The sequence below is a fragment of the Erwinia psidii genome, from assembly GCF_003846135.1.
Classification (GTDB): Bacteria; Pseudomonadota; Gammaproteobacteria; order Enterobacterales; family Enterobacteriaceae; genus Erwinia; species Erwinia psidii.
In genome coordinates this window covers 103,174-119,529 of record NZ_RHHM01000013.1, presented here as the reverse complement: position 1 = coordinate 119,529, position 16,356 = coordinate 103,174, and the positions used below count along the sequence as shown (strand labels likewise).

The window sequence follows — 16,356 nt, the reverse complement described above, 5'->3', positions numbered from 1 at the left end:
CGGAGTAAGGCGATGGGCAGGGCGAAACAGCTTAATCTGTCCCGGCGTTTTTTGTTGGTCTGGTACTGATAAATCAGCCGTCATCTCTGGTGTTTTAGTACGGTGTGATTAAGATGTTGAGTGCTGCCCATACATCGCAGGGCAACATGATGACAGCAAAATAGCCCATAAAAGGATACCAATGAAAAACTCACTCCTGGCTGCCGCTCTGTTGGTTAGCACGCTTAGCGGCTGCGTCGCGCCCGTTCACCCACCTAAACCGATGCCTGCTCCCGTGTGTAAAACGGGTGACGCGATGACACAAACGACGCTTTACTTTGGTTTAAGCCGCTCCCACGGGACAAACATCAGCGCTGCTGAATGGCAATCTTTTGTTGATGGTGATGTTACGCCGCGTTTCAAAGATGGTCTGACAGTCTTTGATGCCAGAGGACAGTGGCTGGGCCAGGACGGAAAAGTAGCGCGTGAACCAAGCAAAGCGTTGCTGCTTATCCATGCCGACACGCCGCAAAACGAGCAGAATATTGAGGCATTAAGAACCCGCTATAAACAACGTTTCCAACAGGAGTCGGTGATGCGGGTTGATCAGCCGACGTGCGTGGCGTTTTAATATTTACCCGGCGCGGGACCGCGCCGGGAAATCATCACAGAATCAGACCGGCAAAGGCCGCGGAAAGCAGACTCACCAGCGTGGAACCGTAAACCAGCTTCAGACCAAAGCGGGAAACCACATTTCCCTGCTGTTCGTTCAGCCCTTTAATCGCTCCTGCCACGATACCAATCGACGCAAAATTGGCGAAGGAAACCAGAAAAACTGACAGGATCCCCAGTCCACGAGGAGACAGTTCTGTCGCAATCTTTTTCAGTTCAATCATTGCCACAAACTCATTTGCCACCAGCTTGGTTGCCATAATACTGGCAGCGCGAAGCGCATCCTGAGCCGGGATGCCAATCAGCCACGCAAATGGCCAGAAAACATAGCCAAGGATCTGCTGAAAGCTGATGCCAAAAAGCGCGGATGACAGGGCGTTGATTGCCGCAATCAGGGCGATAAAGCCTATCAACATTGCCATGATAATCATTGCCACTTTAAACCCGGCAAGGATGTACTCACCGAGCATTTCAAAAAAGCTCTGATCTTCATGCAGCTTTTCCAGCCTGATATCCGGTTCGTCACCCGGCTGGCTTGGGTTAATCAGCGACAGAATAATAAAGGTGCTGAACATATTGAGAACCAGCGCGGCGACCACATAGCGCGGTTCAATCATCGACATGTAGGCACCCACGATGGACAGGGAAACGGTGGACATAGCCGCAGCCGCCATGGAGTAGAGACGGCGTGGTGAAATGTCCGCCAGAATACCTTTATAGGCGATGAAGTTTTCAGACTGTCCAAGGATCAATGAGCTGACAGCATTGAATGATTCCAGTTTGCCCATACCGTTTATTTTCGACAGTACGGTGCCGATGAGACGAATTAACAAAGGTAAAATGCGCACATGTTGCAGGATACCAATTAACGCGGAAATAAAGACGATGGGGCAAAGCACACCAAGAAAGATAAAGGCCAGGCCCTGGCCACTCATCCCACCAAAGACGAATTCTGAACCCTGAGCGGCGAATTTCAGCAAGGTTTCGAAGAAACCAGCAACGGCGCCAACCATACTCAGGCCACTGGCGGCATGAAGAAAGAAGTATGCCAGGGCGGCTTCAATGACTATCAGCTGAATGATTACCCGTGGGCGGATTTTTTTTCTGTCATTACTGAACAGCAATGCCAGGCAAAAGATGACCACCAGGGCCAACAGAAAATGAAGAATGTCAGGCATATCAGTTTTTCCACAGGAAGAGGGCAGTAAAGTGCAACAGTTAGCCACAAATCATTGTGCTTTTCACCTGTTCTGAAGGCGACATGCGTTGTTCTGTTATAAAAGACGGGGAAATGATAAGGATGATAGCTGCCATAGGCATCCGACGGGGAAATCCGTATAATGCGCTGCCAATGCAGATTTAACCAGCCGGAGAAAAACCATGCGTCCAGCAGGCCGTAGCGCACATCAGGTGCGTCCCGTAACCCTGACCCGCCACTATACCAAACATGCTGAAGGTTCAGTTCTGGTTGAATTTGGTGATACCAAAGTGCTGTGTACTGCCACCATTGAAGAAGGTGTACCTCGTTTCCTGAAAGGTCAGGGACAGGGATGGGTGACTGCCGAATATGGCATGTTGCCGCGTGCCACCCACAGCCGAAATGCCCGCGAAGCCGCAAAAGGCAAACAGGGTGGCCGGACGCTGGAAATCCAGCGTCTGATTGCCCGCTCACTGCGTGCGGCGCTGGATTTGAAAGCCTTGGGTGAATTCACCATTACCCTTGACTGTGATGTGATCCAGGCAGATGGCGGCACCCGTACTGCATCTATAACCGGTGCCTGCGTGGCGCTGGCTGATGCATTGAATCATCTTGTCGCTGTGGGCAAGTTGAAAGCTAATCCGATGAAAGGAATGGTTGCTGCCATCTCTGTTGGCATCGTTGATGGCGAAGCGCGCTGTGATCTGGAGTATGTGGAAGACTCTGCGGCAGAAACCGACATGAATGTCGTGATGACCGAAGATGGCCGCATGATAGAAGTGCAGGGAACGGCGGAAGGCGAGCCATTCAGTCATGATGAACTGCTCGAACTTCTGGCGCTGGCGCGAGGTGGCATTGAATCCCTCATTCACGCGCAGAAAGCCGCACTGCAGAATTGATTGTTAAGGCGACCTGAGAGTCGCCTTTGATGTTAATTATTTTGTTGAAATAAAAGGATTTATTTCCACTAGTGTCCACACTATGACCACATTGAAAAAATCCCCGGTATGTCGGGGGTTTTTCTACTGCCACTAAATCATCTTTTACAGAGCCGGACGCTTCAATCAAAGCGTGCATGATGCGTTTAACTGTACCCAGAGCATCAGGCCATTCCTTGCCGATGGTGTGTTTTTTGAACTACCACCACGTCACCGGCCTCATAATTCACAGCCCATTCTTGATGATCAAACGGGTATGTGTATTGGCTATTCTGTCAACTAGGCTCCCGGCTTATGGCGTATATACGATACTGACGGCATTTTTGTGCGGATGGAAGAGGCACCTCTTGAGAGTCCATTGATTGATCCCACAGATATTGCGCTGCTGGCTTTTGGCGTGTTCCGTATACTTCGAACGGGGCTTACGCTTTTTGAAGCAAGTAAACGTGTTGCGCTTGCTGCAAAATTAAGTCATGCAACTATAAGTTTTCTTCGGGGAAGGCTGAAAGCGGGCTTATCGGTACGGAATCTGAAGGTAACAAAAACTGTGGCTGTGCACATGAATACCCCTGGCCGTTATGTACCAATGATGATTATGGAAAGAGCTATCAGATATGGTACGAGAAGCCCTGATCCCCAAAGAATTGCAGGGCAATTTGTTTACCGTACTGAAATGTACAGGCTGGTTAAACGCATGGTGGGCAAAGAAGAGAAGTATGTTTATGAGCGCTATCGACTCCACGTACTGGTGAGGGAAAAAGACTGGACGATCATGCAATTCCATTACGATTGAGAATATGAGAGTTAACTGTATGTTTGAGATAAAAACAGATGATACATTATTCCGATTCACCTTTATTGAAAGACTCGAAGAACCTGAGGACAGGCGCTATGATTTAATTATGTGCTGGCTGGAGACGGAGGGTTCAGGAATAAGTCTGGCCTGTGAATGCGAATTTAGTCTTTTTGATCTGGAAGAACTCCGCGACAAGTTGTCATATTTTTATCAGTTGCTATCAGAAAACAAGCAACCGTCGCCCATAACCTGGGCACCTCGCGTACCTACTTTCAATATTGATATTATCAGTGATGATAATTTCCTGGCAGTTGGTTTTAATTTCAAAATTACTCCCAATATCCTTACTCGCTGGACACTGGAGGGAGGCACTCTCATTGATCAAACCTACTTCCCTGACCTCATTCGCGGCATAGACTCCATTCTTACCAATTAAGACTAAAGCCCTCTTCATGTAATGAATGGATAATGCTGATCGTCCAGGAGTACCTGAACAATCAGCATCATTACCCCTGTCTAGAGCATCAGATTTAACTGTTCCCTGCCATAGTGTGAAGCCGGAAACGCATCGCGGGGGATAAAGTCAGGCGGCAACGGCGCGGTGCCGGCTCGCTTTGTGACTTCCCGTTCCACGCTGTTAAGCGTGGTGAATGAACGGCTGCATTCCAGATTCTGGCACTGATGATACTGCCGGATAGTCATATCGGTAATTTTACGGCTGGTACGGGTGCGGGCCATAGCGCCGCAAAAAGGACATCTGAACATAATGATGGCTCCCCTGTGGGAGTTGAACTCCATGACATTCTATTCACTTTCTGCTATCCAGTCAGGGATTTTTGCCTCCAGTTCCAGCCGGGTGGTAAATCCACTGCCATCCACTGCATGATCGGCACGGGCAATAATCCAGTCCTGATGATCAATTTCATCCTTAAAACCGCTCACCGTGACGTGCATTTCCGGGTAAAGCTCTGCACGGCCACGCGCCAGCGTGATTGAAAACTCTGCGGCACCACGCTGGAGCTGTTGCCACTTTGCCGCCGCCGCGCGTTTTGCCGCCTCCTCATTCTGATAAGTCTTACGCAGCACATAAATATTACCGTCTGCCCCTTCCATATAGTCGCCTTCGCGGCTGCTGCTTTTCTCCTTTTGTACCGTCGTTGAATTGCGCCGCTTAACGCTGACCTTTTTCTTTTTGCCAAAGTTGAGATCCAGCCAGTAGGCGCGGACGCCACTGTAGGCGTCCCGGTCTGCGATGCGAAAACGGTGACGGTCGCCGCTGCTGCGGGTGATACTGGCAGAGGGTAGTGCGCGGCCTGTAGCCGTGACACCGCCGCCCGGCAGGATAAACAGCAGACTGCCGTTCTTGACGGTGGCGATAGCGCCCAGCATTTCCGCCATGCGGGTCAGGAAAGACATGTCGCTTTCCTGCGTCTGGTCGGCGTGATCAATCTCAATTTCCATCAGCATGTCACTGATCTGCGCCTTCAGTCCGTAGCGGTGCGCAATGGCCGACACAACGCGCTCAACGGTCACGTCATGCCAGGATACCTCCCGTTTTACGTTGAACTCGTCACGAAAATCAGCGCTGCGTGCCGTCACGGTGATCACGTCCGGGGGGCCTTCGTGGGAAACCTCATCGACCGTATACAGTCCCTTATAAATCAGCGTTTCGCCCAGCCAGCCGATGGAGACGGCCAGCTCTGCCCCGCGTGGTGGCAGTGCGGTCAGCCCGTCACTGTCATCAACGGAAATGGTAAGCTGATCGGCATTGAAGCCCCGGTTATCCGTCAGCGACAGCGACATGATTCGTTCATCAAGCTGCGTCAGCGCCCTGCCGCCCATCGTGACGCTGAAGCCCGGACTTTTTACCGCTTCAGTCAGCGAGTCGTTATAACTGCCGATAGCGTTGTTCAGTGATTCGGCCAGGTCTGTCAGTGCCATATCCTCTCCTTTTCTGGCGACGATCTCACGCGCGCGATCGATCCCAAACCGGTTTTTGTTGTCACCGTCCGGCCAGGCCCGTAATAGCGTGAGTGGACGGCAGAACTGGGGGATTATGAGGGTGAACTCAACAACATAATGGTGGTGAACATGTCAGAGACACGTTTCCACGGTGTACGCGTCCGGGAGAATACCGACCTGGTGACGGCTATCAATGACATTGATTCCAGTGTTATTGGGGTTGTCGCCGTGGCGGATGATGCCGACGCGGAAACCTTTCCCCTGAATACCCCCGTACTATTGACGCGGGTGAACAACGTGCTGGGTAAGGCGGGTAAAACCGGCTCCCTGTACAAAACGCTGAAAGCCATCGCTGACCAGACCAGCCCGAAGGTGATCGTTGTGCGCGTGGCGGCAGCAACGGATGAGGAAGGCGGTAAAACACAGTCGCAGCTCATCATGGGCGGCACGGCAGACGACGGCAGCTATACCGGCATGTACGCTTTTCTGACGGCGGAACAGAAGGCGGGCTATCGCCCGCGTATTCTGGCAGCACCAGGCTACGATACGGAAGAAGTGACCTCCGCGCTGTGCGTGATTGCCCAGAACCTGCGGGCGTTTGTCTATGCCGGGTGCCATGACTGCAAAACGATGAAAGAGGCCATCGCGTACCGGGCAAAATTTGCATACCGCGAACTGATGCTTATCTGGCCGGATTTTATCGCGTACAACCCGCTCACCGGCGTGAATGAAGCCTTTCCGGCTCCGGCCTATGCGTGCGGCCTGCGGGCGCTGATTGATAACGACCAGGGCTGGCATAAATCGCTGTCTAACGTGGCGGTCAGCAACGTGCTGGGTATTTCACAGGATGTTTTCTGGTCGCTTCAGGCTGAAGACAGCGACGCGAACGAGCTGAACAACAAGGAGGTAACGACGCTTATCAAGCGTAACGGCTTCCGGTTCTGGGGCAACCGCACCACAGAAACCAGTGATTACCTCTTTGAGGTTTATACCCGCACCGCCCAGATTCTGGCTGACAGCATTGCAGAAGCGCAGTTTGAAGCCGCTGACGAGCCGCTGACCCCGGCCAACGTCAAGGACGTGGTTAGCGGTATCAGCGGGAAGATTTCTGCCCTGGTCACATCAGGGAGGCTGATTGGCGGTGAATGCTGGTTTGATATTGAGGATAACGGCACTACCGATCTGCGCCAGGGAAAATTGCGCATTCGTTATAAATATACGCCGGTTCCGCCGCTGGAAGATCTGACGCTGTATCAGACCTTTACCGATGAATACTTTGAATCGGCGTTCTCTTCGCTGGGAGGTGCATAAATGGCGGTTCCTCATAAACTGCGCCTGTTCACCTGCTTTGTGAACGGCAGCAACTGCATCGGCAAAGTCACCTCGGTGACGCTGCCAAAGCTGACGCGCAAGACTGAAGATTTTCAGGCGGGCGGGATGATTGGCTCCGCTGCGGTGGATCTCGGTCTGGACAGTGGCGCGCTGGATACCACGATGGTGGTTGGCGGGCTGGTTCAGTCGCTGCTGCTGAACTACTGCGGGGATATTGATGAAACCCGATTCCGCTTCGCCGGGGAGTATTACACCGATGGCGAAGGCCTGCTGGTTGAGGTCGAACTGCGCGGTCGCATCACCGAAATGGACGGCGGCGAAAGCAAGCAGGGAGAAGATACTTCCGTCAGCTACACCATGAAGAACACTTATTACAGGCTCACCATCGACGATAAGCCGCTGTTTGAGTTTGACCTGCTGAACTTTATCTACAAAAAAGACGGCAGCAATATCTATCCTGACCGTATTACCTCTGCGCTGGGTATGGGTAACTGATTAACCTGATAAGTGGCGGCGCACAGGTGCCGCCCGGAGCATTTAACCATGAACAGTAAAACCGATAACACCATTACGCTGGCGAAACCAATCGTTCGTGATAATGAGACAATCTCACAGGTTGCTATCAACGATGAGATCAGACAGGCTGGCTCCCTGCGCGGGCTGAAGCTGGTCAACGTGCTGAATATGGATGTGGATTCGGTGGCAGTGCTGCTGACCCGCGTCACGTCACCACGCCTCAAACAGACCGAAATCAATGAAATGGATACCCGTGATTTCGTCAGCCTGTCAGAAGCGCTCGTCCCTTTTTTGACGCCTGCGGGGTCTGGAGCATCGAACGAGGCGGAGACGGAGAATCAGTAACACTCCTGCGGTTTGACCTGATCGACGATCTGGTCGCTGATATCGCGGTTGTTTTCAACTGGCCGCCCTCTGAAGTCTTCACGATGGAACTGGGCGAAGTCATAGCCTGGCGTGAGCGGGCGGCTGTCCGAAGTGGAGCCAGTGACAGTGAAAAGCCTTAATATCCGCGTCGTGTTCAGCGCGATTGATAAACTCACCCGCCCGGTCAGTGCCGCCCGCCAGAGTGCGGGCGGTTTGTCTGAATCCCTCAAAAAAACGCAGTCCAGCATTAAAGATCTGGACAGCCAGTCCCGCACGTTCAACCGTTTGCGCGACAGTGTCCAAAAGACTTCCCGCAAGATTGATGAAACCAGCCGTGCGTTTAACGGCCTGAGTAAGGCGCAGCAGGAAGGCACTCAGCTTACAGAGAAACAGAAAGCACACATGGCGGCGCTGGCCGCAAAGCTGGAGCGACTTAACGCCACACGCACTCAGGAAATGGTTAAGCTTCGCGCCGCCTCACAGGCGCTGCGGAGCCACGGCGTTTCGCTGGTCGGCAGCGACAGGACTATTCAGAGCGCCATTCGCCGCACCGAACAGTATAACCAGACGCTGGAGCGCCAGCGCCGCCAGCTGGCAGCGGTTACGCAGGCACGCGCACGTTATGACCGGGTGCAACAAACGGCAGGTAAGCTGCGCGGCGGCGGCACGATTGCGGTTACGGGTGCCACCGCTGCCGGTTACGCAGGCGGGCGTTTTCTGGCTCCGGCGCTGAGCTTCAACAAGGAAATGTCGCGCGTTCAGGCACTGACCCGGATCGATAAAAACTCGTCTGATTTTTCAGCCCTGCGGGAGCAGGCAAAAAAACTGGGTGCTGAAACCGCATTTACCACTACGGATGCCGCACGCGGACAGTCGTTCCTTGCGATGGCAGGGTTTACGCCAGCGTCCGTTCGTGCTGCTCTGCCAGGTGTGCTTGATATGGCGCTGGCGGGCGATCTGGACCTGGGCGAAACGGCGGATATCGGCACCAATATCCTTTCACAGTTTGGCCTTGCCGCATCGGAAATGGATCGCGTCAGCGACGTGCTTACGGGTGCATTCACCCGCACCAATACAAACCTGCGCGAGCTTGGCGAAACCATGAAGTACACCGGACCGGTGGCAAAGGCGATGGGTTTCAGCCTGGAGGAAACCGCCACGCTTACCGGCGCACTGGCACGTATGGGGATTAAAGGCGGCGATGCAGGTACGGCGCTGAGACGCAGCCTTTCACGGCTGGCTGTGCAAACCCCGGCAGGTAAAAAGGCGATGCATGAGCTGGGCGTTGAGTCAGTGAATGCAACGGGTGAAATGAAGAAGCCTTTTGAACTGCTGCTGGAGCTACAGCAGAAAATGGCGAAATATACCGGGCCTGCAAAAATCAGCTTCCTCAAGGATATTGCGGGTGAACAGGGCTTCGTTGGCCTTCAGGCCATCATTGAGGGCGCGGGTGATGGCTATCTTAGTGACCTGTATGAGGGGATATCGGGAGCGCATAAAAATAAAGAGAGTCAGAAAGTTGCGCGGACCATGACTGACAATCTGCCGGGCGATCTGATGCAGCTAACCAGCGCTTGGGAGGGTTTTCGTATTGCGGTCAGCGATACGCTTGACGGGCCGCTTCGTCAGCTGGCGAAATCGTTCACCACCATCATAACGGCTATGAAAGGCTGGGTTGATAAAAATCCTGAACTGACCAAATCACTGGTGCTCGTTGGTGGAAGCGTTCTGGCCCTGACCGTCGCCATTGGCGGCATATCGCTGGCGATTGGCCTGCTGCTGGGGCCGCTGGCTAAACTTCAGTTAGGCTTTGCCCTGCTGACGGGCGGCAGGGGGATAACCGGAACAATTGCCACCCTCAGAACGCTTGGAACCGCTTCCGGCCCGGTAATGGCAGGCGTGCGCGGATGGGGGGCAGTTCTTGGCACACTGGCCGGAAAAATGCGCGGGGTATCTGCAATCATGCCCGCCATGCGCGCCGGGCTGATGGGGACGTTTCTGGCACCCGGTGCCGCGTTGGGAGCGCTGGCTAAGAGTATGGGGATGCTGGCCCTGCGCCTGACGGGACTGCCAGCCTTATGGAGCTTGATCACAACGGCGGTTTCCGTACTCGGTACCACGCTTTCATTCCTGCTCAGTCCCATTGGGCTTATTGGCGCGGCGTTCATCGCTGCCGGGCTACTAATCTGGCGATTCTGGGAGCCAATAAAAGCCTTTTTCACTGGTTTTATCAGTGGGGTCATCCAGCAACTGTTTCCATTTCGTGACGCTTTTTTTGCTCTCTCGTTAGCCTTCTCTGCAATCAGTGATGCTGTTGGCAAAGTCTGGGAATGGTTTGTAAAACTGTTTCCGCCTGTTGAAAGTAGCCGTGAATCTCTCGATAAATGTGCATCAGCAGGGGAAACGTTCGGTAAAGTCTTGGGGAGCGCACTTCAGTTACTGCTGCTGCCGCTGACTACCCTCATGGAAGGGATCGGCTGGATCCTGGAAAAACTCGACCTTATACCTTCCGGTCTGGAAGCTGCACGTCTGAAGGCTGAAAGTCTTAAAAAAGCCCCTGTGATGTGGGAATGGGATCCGCAACAGAAAAAAATGGTGCAAAAGGGGTGGAGCTGGTCGCCCGTCTCTACAGGGATAAATAATAACGTAAATACCACCCCGCCCGGAGCACCGCAGCTCACATCACTGCTGACCGGCGATAGCGGCGCTATGCGCCGTTTAGAGAATATTGACAGCAACACCAGAGCCACAGCCGACAACACGAAGAAAATCGGTCCTGGCGATATTGTGTTTAAAAACCTGCCGCGTGCGCTGGCCGTCCGTGGGGAGTGGCAGGAATCGCGGCTGGCCAGCACGGTCAGAAACAACGGGTTAAGCGCACGGCCTACCGTGGTTGCGGCATCGCTGCCCGTCAAACAGGCGCAACTTCCGCCCGTCAGCCGCAGCGCCAGCAGTACGCCGATTACCGCAGGCGGCTTTACGGGGGAAATTCACGTGCATCTTCACGGTGTTGATCGACAGGACGCCCGCGAAATTGGCCGGATTGCCGCCGATGCGGTCAACGCGGAGCTGGCCCGGCGTGAACGACTCAGCCGCAGCAGCTTCAGAGACAGGGATTAAGGAGGCAATATTATGATGATGATATTCGGGATGTTTGTATTTGAGCTGAAAACGCTGCCGTATCAGCAGTTGCGGCACTCTCTGGCGTGGCGGCACGTCAAAAATGACCGCATTAACCGATCGGCAAAATGGCAGTACATTGGCGCGGGGGAGACGCAGATCAACCTTGACGGAGTGCTTTACCCTGAAATTACGGGTGGTGACGTGTCGCTCACCGTGCTTGCAACGCAGGCATACACCGGGCGTCCCTGGCCACTCATCAGCGGTGCGGGGCAGATTTACGGGATGTATGTACTGACCGGGCTACAGGCCACGCATACGGAGTTTGACCGCTACGGGAAAGCGAAAAAAATAACATTCTCGATCAACTTTCAGCGCTGCGATGAAGACCTGCGCGAGCGGCTGCAAGCCTCGTCCGTTGGTGATTTGCTTTCAGGTCTGAAAGACAAAACAATCTTGGCTTACAATTCAGCCAGTGACAACCTGGCAGGGTTATTTTGACGGGGAGACCTTCACGGAAGCGGGCAGCGGGCCCGCTTTTTTTTCATCTGAGAACGTCCCGATTAACCGTGCTGAATGCGTATGGCCAACATGGTCAGAGCTGACGTTGTATGACGGTACGAGGGACTATGCAGGTTTGACCGGCCAGTCAATATCAGGAGCGGTAGTAATATCAACCGCATTCAGCGCCTGAATATATTTCATCCACGCAATCAGACGAGCCTTATCTTCATCGCTGATAATGCCAAGCTGAAGTTCCGTCTGCCACAGGCTGACCGTTGCCTGTGCTTCTGCCCGCAACACACCCTTTTGTTGTTCAGCCAGTTCAGTCTGTTGTTCAGGAGTTAATGTCGGTTCGTCAATCCACACCGGACGTTCGTTAACACAACCCAGCCGTTTTCCTTCGGGGGGCGTTTGCTTCCAGTAATTTTCAACTTCTTCATCGGTTGCCGCAACCACATCTGACGGCCATGTTACGTCATCATAGGTGCCATCATCTTTCCATGCTGCCGGAATAAATGATTTCAGTGAGGGTGAAAAATAAGCTTGTGTCATATCAGTACCCCAGGGCCATTACACAGGCAGAATACGCGCCTGCCGCGCCATTGACGCGCAGGTTAAAGTTAGTGACCGTTTTTGGCGTTACGTCAGAGATATCATCAAATGAGATTGTCGGGGAGTCGGTACCGCTAACGTTAGTACGATGGCAAATACCCCATGCGGCAAGCCTTGCACCAGGAAACGGGATCGGGTGTGTCCAGGCACAGGCACCGGATGCGCCCGATCTCACCGTAGCAAACTGAATAATTAATCCACCCGGTACATCGGGAATGCGCACATAGTCATTGGCAGTAAACGGGCCTTTGCTGAACAGTCCCATCACCGCTGCCACGCTTGGCAGCAGATCGGTTGCCGTTCCCTCGGCCATTTGCGCCGCTGTTGCCACGCCCATTCTGGCTGCATCGTTAAGATTCAGATTATTCAGAGCCGTAGTCAGGGCATTATCCGTATACTGGCGGGTTGCCAGTACGACAGAGGGATCGATTTTCAGCGTGATCGCGTCGGTGCTGCTGACGATCAGGATCATACGAATAACCTGAACACGCCCGCTGCCCTCCTGTAGCTGTGGTTTGTAGGTTTCCGCACAGTTGGCTATGGCAATCAGATCGCCCGACGAATCATACAGGCCAATTTCGCGTATCCACCACCCTCCGGCGCTATCCGGGATCACCTGTTCTGCAATTATCTGGTTGGTATTATCCGGATCAACGCTCAGTGTATTAAGCGGGCCGCGCCGTAATTCATTTACCAGCGTGGTTTGTGCAGCATCCGGCATCGGCAACTCACCGGCCCCATCGCCCACGGCCATTGAGGTAATTTCCAGCTGTTCTCCCAGCGCGGCAGCATTCGCCAGCTTTGCCGCTCCGACGGATGTTAACAGGGCAAAATATTTAGTTGCCACCTGTGACCTCCACGATGTCAGTTAAATGGACTGCCGCGCCGGTGTAACTGTGACCGCCCACGGCTGTAGTTTCAGGAAAGTAAGGGTACACGGTCAGCGTATCGCCCAGGCAGCACCCAGCACCTGTATGAAACGCCCCCGAAGATTGCAGCGAAAGGGACAGCCCTTTCAGGTGGCGGCTGCGGGGTTTGGCATCGTCAATCAGCCGCTCCAGTTCGGACCAGGTTTCCTCGGTTATCCCCTGTTCCTGAATACCGATTTCAAGCCGGAAGGTTCCCGGCTCCTCATCACTTTGCCACCACTCGATCACCCTCAGCAGATAGCCAAAGGGTTCCACAACCCGCCTCAGTGCTGCAATGGTGCCCTTCTGGCGGTGAACCAGCCAGGAGGCTTTAATCACCTGCCGCTTAGTCTGTTCTGACCAGTTCTTATCCCAGCGGTCAACGGACAGCGCCCACGCAAGATACGGCAGCAGATCGACAGGACAATCTTTCGTATGCCACAGCTTGCGCAGATCGACGGGGATATCGGTTAGCCGTTCCGTGGCCTGAGTGGTGCAACGCATAAAGTCGCTGGATGAAGGCGGCAGTATCTGACTATTCATCGGTACCACCTTCCGTAATCGTGAAGGACTCACAGCGTGCCGCCTGCGTATCGGCAATCACAATATCGCTGGCAGGCTCCAGCAACTCCACGCGCTGCACGCCCTGAACATGCAGTGCTGCGATGATGGCAGAGCGCGCAACGCCGCGGCCAATCCTGCCCTGTTGGCTCAGCCATGACTGGAGCGCGGCCTGCGCGGCGGTATGGATTGGCTCGGACTCCGGGCCGGGGTAGAAATACAGCAGCGCGTCTATCTGATAATTCACGATTTCCGCAGACTGTACGATCAGGCGATCACCGACAGGACGCCTGTCATCAGCAGAAAGCGCCTGATTTACCGTTGCCAGCAGCTCATCGCTGGCCGTACCGTCTCCTTCGGAGGACAGCACGGAAACCACCACTACGGCGGGTGACGGACTGGTTGCGTTCGCATCCGCCACCTGGCCGCTGGCGCTGCGGGCAAAATATTCATATGCGCCGCTCGGCCCGGCGACGCTCAGTCCGTCAAACGACGCCTGCGCGCGCAATCGTAATGCGCTGTCACTCTCCGTTACCGCATCGGTGGTTGCCGTTGCCGGGGTAATAATCAGACGTTCGGTGTCAAGGTTGCCCGCGAGGTTATCCAGATCGGATGAAACCGCGTGGCTCAACATACACGCTGCTGCGCCGTCATTAATTCGTTGCCTGAGCACCATTTCGCGGTAGGCGATCACCTGCGCTATGATGTTCAGCGGTTCAGATTCCAGCTCCAGCGCGGCAGTAACAGATGCCTGCTGTGCCTGCGGAAATGCTGCAACCATCGCTGCTTTTACCTCGCTGAGAATGGCTTCAAAGTCCAGTACTTCAATAATTTGCGGCTGTGGTAGCTGCGATAAATCAACCGTTGCCATTGCTGCCACTCCTGAGCGTCAACACGCTGCCCGCCGCCTGCATGGTTTCGGTAATGATGCCGCTCAGTTCAGCGGTAACAGCGCCATCTTTTGAATAGCTAATACTGATGCCGCTCAGGGCGATGCGCGGCTCCCACTGCGTAAGCGCAATCGCGGCGGCGCTCATACATTGCAGGCGCGTCACTTCGTTCTGAGGGGCATCCAGCAAATCGGGGATCAGACTGCCGTAATCCCGGCGCATTACCCGGCTTGCCAGCGGTGTGGTCAGGATGTCGCGCACGGAATTCCACAGCTGATCGTTGTCGGTAAGCAGGCCGGTGCCGTCCGGGTTCATGCCGGTATAACGGACTGTCATAACGGTGTCCCTGTAGTGCCGCCGCTGTCGCCTGGGTGCTTGTGCGTGTGCAGCACCTTGCCGTTAGACGAAAGCGATCCGTCAGAATGAGTGATATTACCCTTCATCGTGCCGCCTTCCGTCAGTTCGAACGTCCGCACTTTCAGATGGTCGGTGCATTCCACCACCGGCGTTTCAAGCGTGACGCTGGCAGAGGCTTTGATATGTGCGGTCTTTATACCCTGCGCTTCCAGTGCACCGGCCTGTGCGTCATAGCGGAAAGAGACACCGTCTGGCGCTGTCAGCACCATCTCTTTCAGGCTGCTGCCCGGTGCAGGGTTAGCGTTGCTGTACAGACTGCAGATAATGACTGCCGTTTCAGGGTTGCCACCAATACAGCCCAGCAAGACCTGCTCACCGACTGAAGGCGGCACCCAGATACTGAACACCCCGGCGCGTGTGGCGTTCCAGCGTAGCCAGTCGGTCTGAAGTTCGCCGCTTTGCACACGCACTCGCCAGCTCTCTTCATCAACGGCAATAACAACGCCGCCACGAAGAATATTTTCCAGCAGGCGGATCAGTTCAGCGTTCACCGTGCGACGCTCCCCAGGCTGTTAATCACCTGTTCCGTAATCATCCGCTCATCGCCAGCGGTAAAGCCCAGCAGCTCACGTACCGGATATTTAGCAAAAGCACCCGGCCCGACCTGATCGCGCTGGCCGTACTGGTGGACACGGGCAATACGTGCGGCCACGCCATCAAAGCCAACGTTAGTGCCGCCTGCATCAGCGCGCACTTTGAGAAAGCGATAACCTCGTAACCGCTGAAACATCGGCACTTTCTTTGTGGTGCTGTGGCGCACTGACTGCATGTTGATTTCGATATAGCGTTCGATATCGCTGCGGTAGAATGTGCGAATGGCGTTGCGTTCCTCGTCAAAGCCTGTCAGGGTGCGCCCGTACTTTCCCCGGCCACCGTGCCAGTTCTTCAGGCGTCGGATCTCACCCTGCCAGATAAAAACAATACCCTGCTGTGAGCGCAGCACCCTGCGGCGGCGTGCAGGATACGCCGATCCTCCGGGATTTTTCTGCGCTCTGATACGCTGTTGCTGGCTGCGTTTCAGCGCCTGCCCGACAGCACGCGCGGTGCGGATACGTCCGGCCTGCGAGGTGCCTGACAGGATGTCGCTGAACACCTGATCCAGCTCACGGAAGATATCCTGATTCATGCAGCCTCCCATGTGGCATCGTCAAAGACAGTGCTCCAGTCTCCGTCCGCTGACGGGATGCGCGGTCTGGGTTCCGGCAAATGCTCCGCGCGGGGTATGCCGTTTTCATCCAGGGAGACTTTTACCCGCTCGCGAAGCGGCATTTCAAAGAGAATATCGGCGGTGTCATCGTTGTTAATAAGCGTCGTAAATTTAATGTCCCGGTTCTTCTCCGGGTTCAGCAGCAGGCAGGGCTGGTTGTTCCAGAGCCATGCCATCAGCGGCAGGGTGAAATCATCAATATCACCGGCAAAATTCATCACAAACAACACCAGGGTATAACGGTACATGAATGACGGTGTTTCGCCGGTCGTTTCAATGTTTCCCTCTTCCACAAACACGGTGAAGGCTTCAGGGTTGGCCCTGCACCATTTGTTTGCGCGGGTCAGCATTTCGCGCAGAGAATCTGCTTTCAGCATG

21 protein-coding genes are annotated in these 16,356 nt (G+C 54.4%); 10 read left to right on the top strand and 11 right to left on the bottom strand.

Annotation, left to right across the window (positions count from 1 at the left end):
- The first annotated feature begins 181 nt into the window (after window positions 1-181).
- A complete protein-coding gene (locus EB241_RS16075; protein WP_124234118.1) occupies window positions 182-610 on the top strand; it encodes a DUF3574 domain-containing protein in 429 nt (142 codons plus the stop codon).
- A 34-nt stretch (window positions 611-644) separates the two neighbouring features.
- On the opposite strand, the gene EB241_RS16070 is transcribed toward EB241_RS16075, so the two are convergent.
- Complete coding sequence (locus EB241_RS16070; RefSeq protein WP_124234117.1) at window positions 645-1,829, bottom strand: NupC/NupG family nucleoside CNT transporter; 1,185 nt, start codon at window positions 1,827-1,829, stop codon at window positions 645-647.
- Between the two features lie 202 nt (window positions 1,830-2,031).
- Here EB241_RS16070 and rph point away from each other — a divergent pair, with 202 nt between their 5' ends.
- The 3 genes from rph to EB241_RS16055 all read left to right on the top strand — a co-directional run bounded on the left by rph (window position 2,032) and on the right by EB241_RS16055 (window position 4,019).
- Window positions 2,032-2,748: a ribonuclease PH gene (rph, locus tag EB241_RS16065; RefSeq protein WP_124234116.1), complete on the top strand. Its 717-nt coding sequence runs from the start codon at window positions 2,032-2,034 to the stop codon at window positions 2,746-2,748.
- Between the two features lie 370 nt (window positions 2,749-3,118).
- Complete coding sequence (locus tag EB241_RS16060; RefSeq protein ID WP_233592626.1) at window positions 3,119-3,580, top strand: hypothetical protein; 462 nt, start codon at window positions 3,119-3,121, stop codon at window positions 3,578-3,580.
- Between the two features lie 19 nt (window positions 3,581-3,599).
- The gene (locus EB241_RS16055; protein ID WP_124234115.1) at window positions 3,600-4,019 is read left to right on the top strand and encodes a hypothetical protein; all 420 of its coding nucleotides are present in this window, start codon (window positions 3,600-3,602) and stop codon (window positions 4,017-4,019) included.
- Window positions 4,020-4,099: 80 nt separating this feature from the next.
- Here the strand turns inward: EB241_RS16055 and EB241_RS16050 are convergent, their stop codons facing one another.
- Window positions 4,100-4,348 (bottom strand): ogr/Delta-like zinc finger family protein, encoded by a 249-nt coding sequence (locus EB241_RS16050; RefSeq protein ID WP_124234114.1) that lies wholly within the window; start codon window positions 4,346-4,348, stop codon window positions 4,100-4,102.
- 39 nt (window positions 4,349-4,387) lie between these two features.
- Window positions 4,388-5,524, bottom strand: coding sequence for a phage late control D family protein (locus EB241_RS16045; RefSeq protein ID WP_124234113.1), 1,137 nt, complete (start codon window positions 5,522-5,524; stop codon window positions 4,388-4,390).
- Between the two features lie 150 nt (window positions 5,525-5,674).
- On the opposite strand from EB241_RS16045, the gene EB241_RS16040 reads away from it, so the two are divergent.
- The 6 genes from EB241_RS16040 to EB241_RS16015 are packed head-to-tail and all read left to right on the top strand — an operon-like array spanning window position 5,675 to window position 11,380.
- Window positions 5,675-6,856, top strand: coding sequence for a phage tail sheath subtilisin-like domain-containing protein (locus tag EB241_RS16040; RefSeq protein WP_124234112.1), 1,182 nt, complete (start codon window positions 5,675-5,677; stop codon window positions 6,854-6,856).
- Entirely contained in the window at window positions 6,857-7,372 is a 516-nt protein-coding gene (locus EB241_RS16035; protein WP_124234111.1) for a phage major tail tube protein, read from the top strand.
- A gap of 48 nt (window positions 7,373-7,420) precedes the next feature.
- On the top strand, window positions 7,421-7,738 hold the full coding sequence (locus EB241_RS16030; RefSeq protein WP_124234110.1) for a phage tail assembly protein: 318 nt from the start codon (window positions 7,421-7,423) through the stop codon (window positions 7,736-7,738).
- A gap of 5 nt (window positions 7,739-7,743) precedes the next feature.
- Entirely contained in the window at window positions 7,744-7,899 is a 156-nt protein-coding gene (locus EB241_RS16025) for a GpE family phage tail protein (protein WP_032424037.1), read from the top strand.
- Complete coding sequence (locus EB241_RS16020; RefSeq protein WP_124234109.1) at window positions 7,886-10,879, top strand: phage tail tape measure protein; 2,994 nt, start codon at window positions 7,886-7,888, stop codon at window positions 10,877-10,879. Before EB241_RS16025 ends, EB241_RS16020 begins: the two co-directional genes overlap by 14 nt.
- Before the next feature lie 12 nt (window positions 10,880-10,891).
- Window positions 10,892-11,380, top strand: coding sequence for a phage tail protein (locus EB241_RS16015; RefSeq protein WP_124234108.1), 489 nt, complete (start codon window positions 10,892-10,894; stop codon window positions 11,378-11,380).
- 126 nt (window positions 11,381-11,506) lie between these two features.
- Here EB241_RS16015 and EB241_RS16010 read toward each other — a convergent pair whose 3' ends face one another.
- From EB241_RS16010 to EB241_RS15975, 8 genes are read right to left on the bottom strand one after another with little or no spacing between them, the layout of a single operon-like run.
- On the bottom strand, window positions 11,507-11,935 hold the full coding sequence (locus EB241_RS16010; RefSeq protein ID WP_124234107.1) for a tail fiber assembly protein: 429 nt from the start codon (window positions 11,933-11,935) through the stop codon (window positions 11,507-11,509).
- 1 nt (window position 11,936) lies between these two features.
- A complete protein-coding gene (locus tag EB241_RS16005) occupies window positions 11,937-12,842 on the bottom strand; it encodes a phage tail protein (RefSeq protein ID WP_124234106.1) in 906 nt (301 codons plus the stop codon).
- The gene (locus tag EB241_RS16000) at window positions 12,832-13,446 is read right to left on the bottom strand and encodes a phage tail protein I (protein ID WP_124234105.1); all 615 of its coding nucleotides are present in this window, start codon (window positions 13,444-13,446) and stop codon (window positions 12,832-12,834) included. Before EB241_RS16000 ends, EB241_RS16005 begins: the two co-directional genes overlap by 11 nt.
- A complete protein-coding gene (locus EB241_RS15995) occupies window positions 13,439-14,335 on the bottom strand; it encodes a baseplate assembly protein (protein WP_124234104.1) in 897 nt (298 codons plus the stop codon). The genes EB241_RS16000 and EB241_RS15995 overlap by 8 nt, the downstream gene beginning before the upstream one ends.
- Complete coding sequence (locus EB241_RS15990; protein WP_124234103.1) at window positions 14,322-14,690, bottom strand: GPW/gp25 family protein; 369 nt, start codon at window positions 14,688-14,690, stop codon at window positions 14,322-14,324. Before EB241_RS15990 ends, EB241_RS15995 begins: the two co-directional genes overlap by 14 nt.
- Entirely contained in the window at window positions 14,687-15,262 is a 576-nt protein-coding gene (locus EB241_RS15985; protein ID WP_124234102.1) for a phage baseplate assembly protein V, read from the bottom strand. Before EB241_RS15985 ends, EB241_RS15990 begins: the two co-directional genes overlap by 4 nt.
- Entirely contained in the window at window positions 15,259-15,897 is a 639-nt protein-coding gene (locus EB241_RS15980) for a phage virion morphogenesis protein (RefSeq protein ID WP_124234101.1), read from the bottom strand. The genes EB241_RS15985 and EB241_RS15980 overlap by 4 nt, the downstream gene beginning before the upstream one ends.
- Entirely contained in the window at window positions 15,894-16,355 is a 462-nt protein-coding gene (locus EB241_RS15975) for a phage tail protein (protein ID WP_124234100.1), read from the bottom strand. The genes EB241_RS15980 and EB241_RS15975 overlap by 4 nt, the downstream gene beginning before the upstream one ends.
- Window position 16,356: the final 1 nt, after the last annotated feature.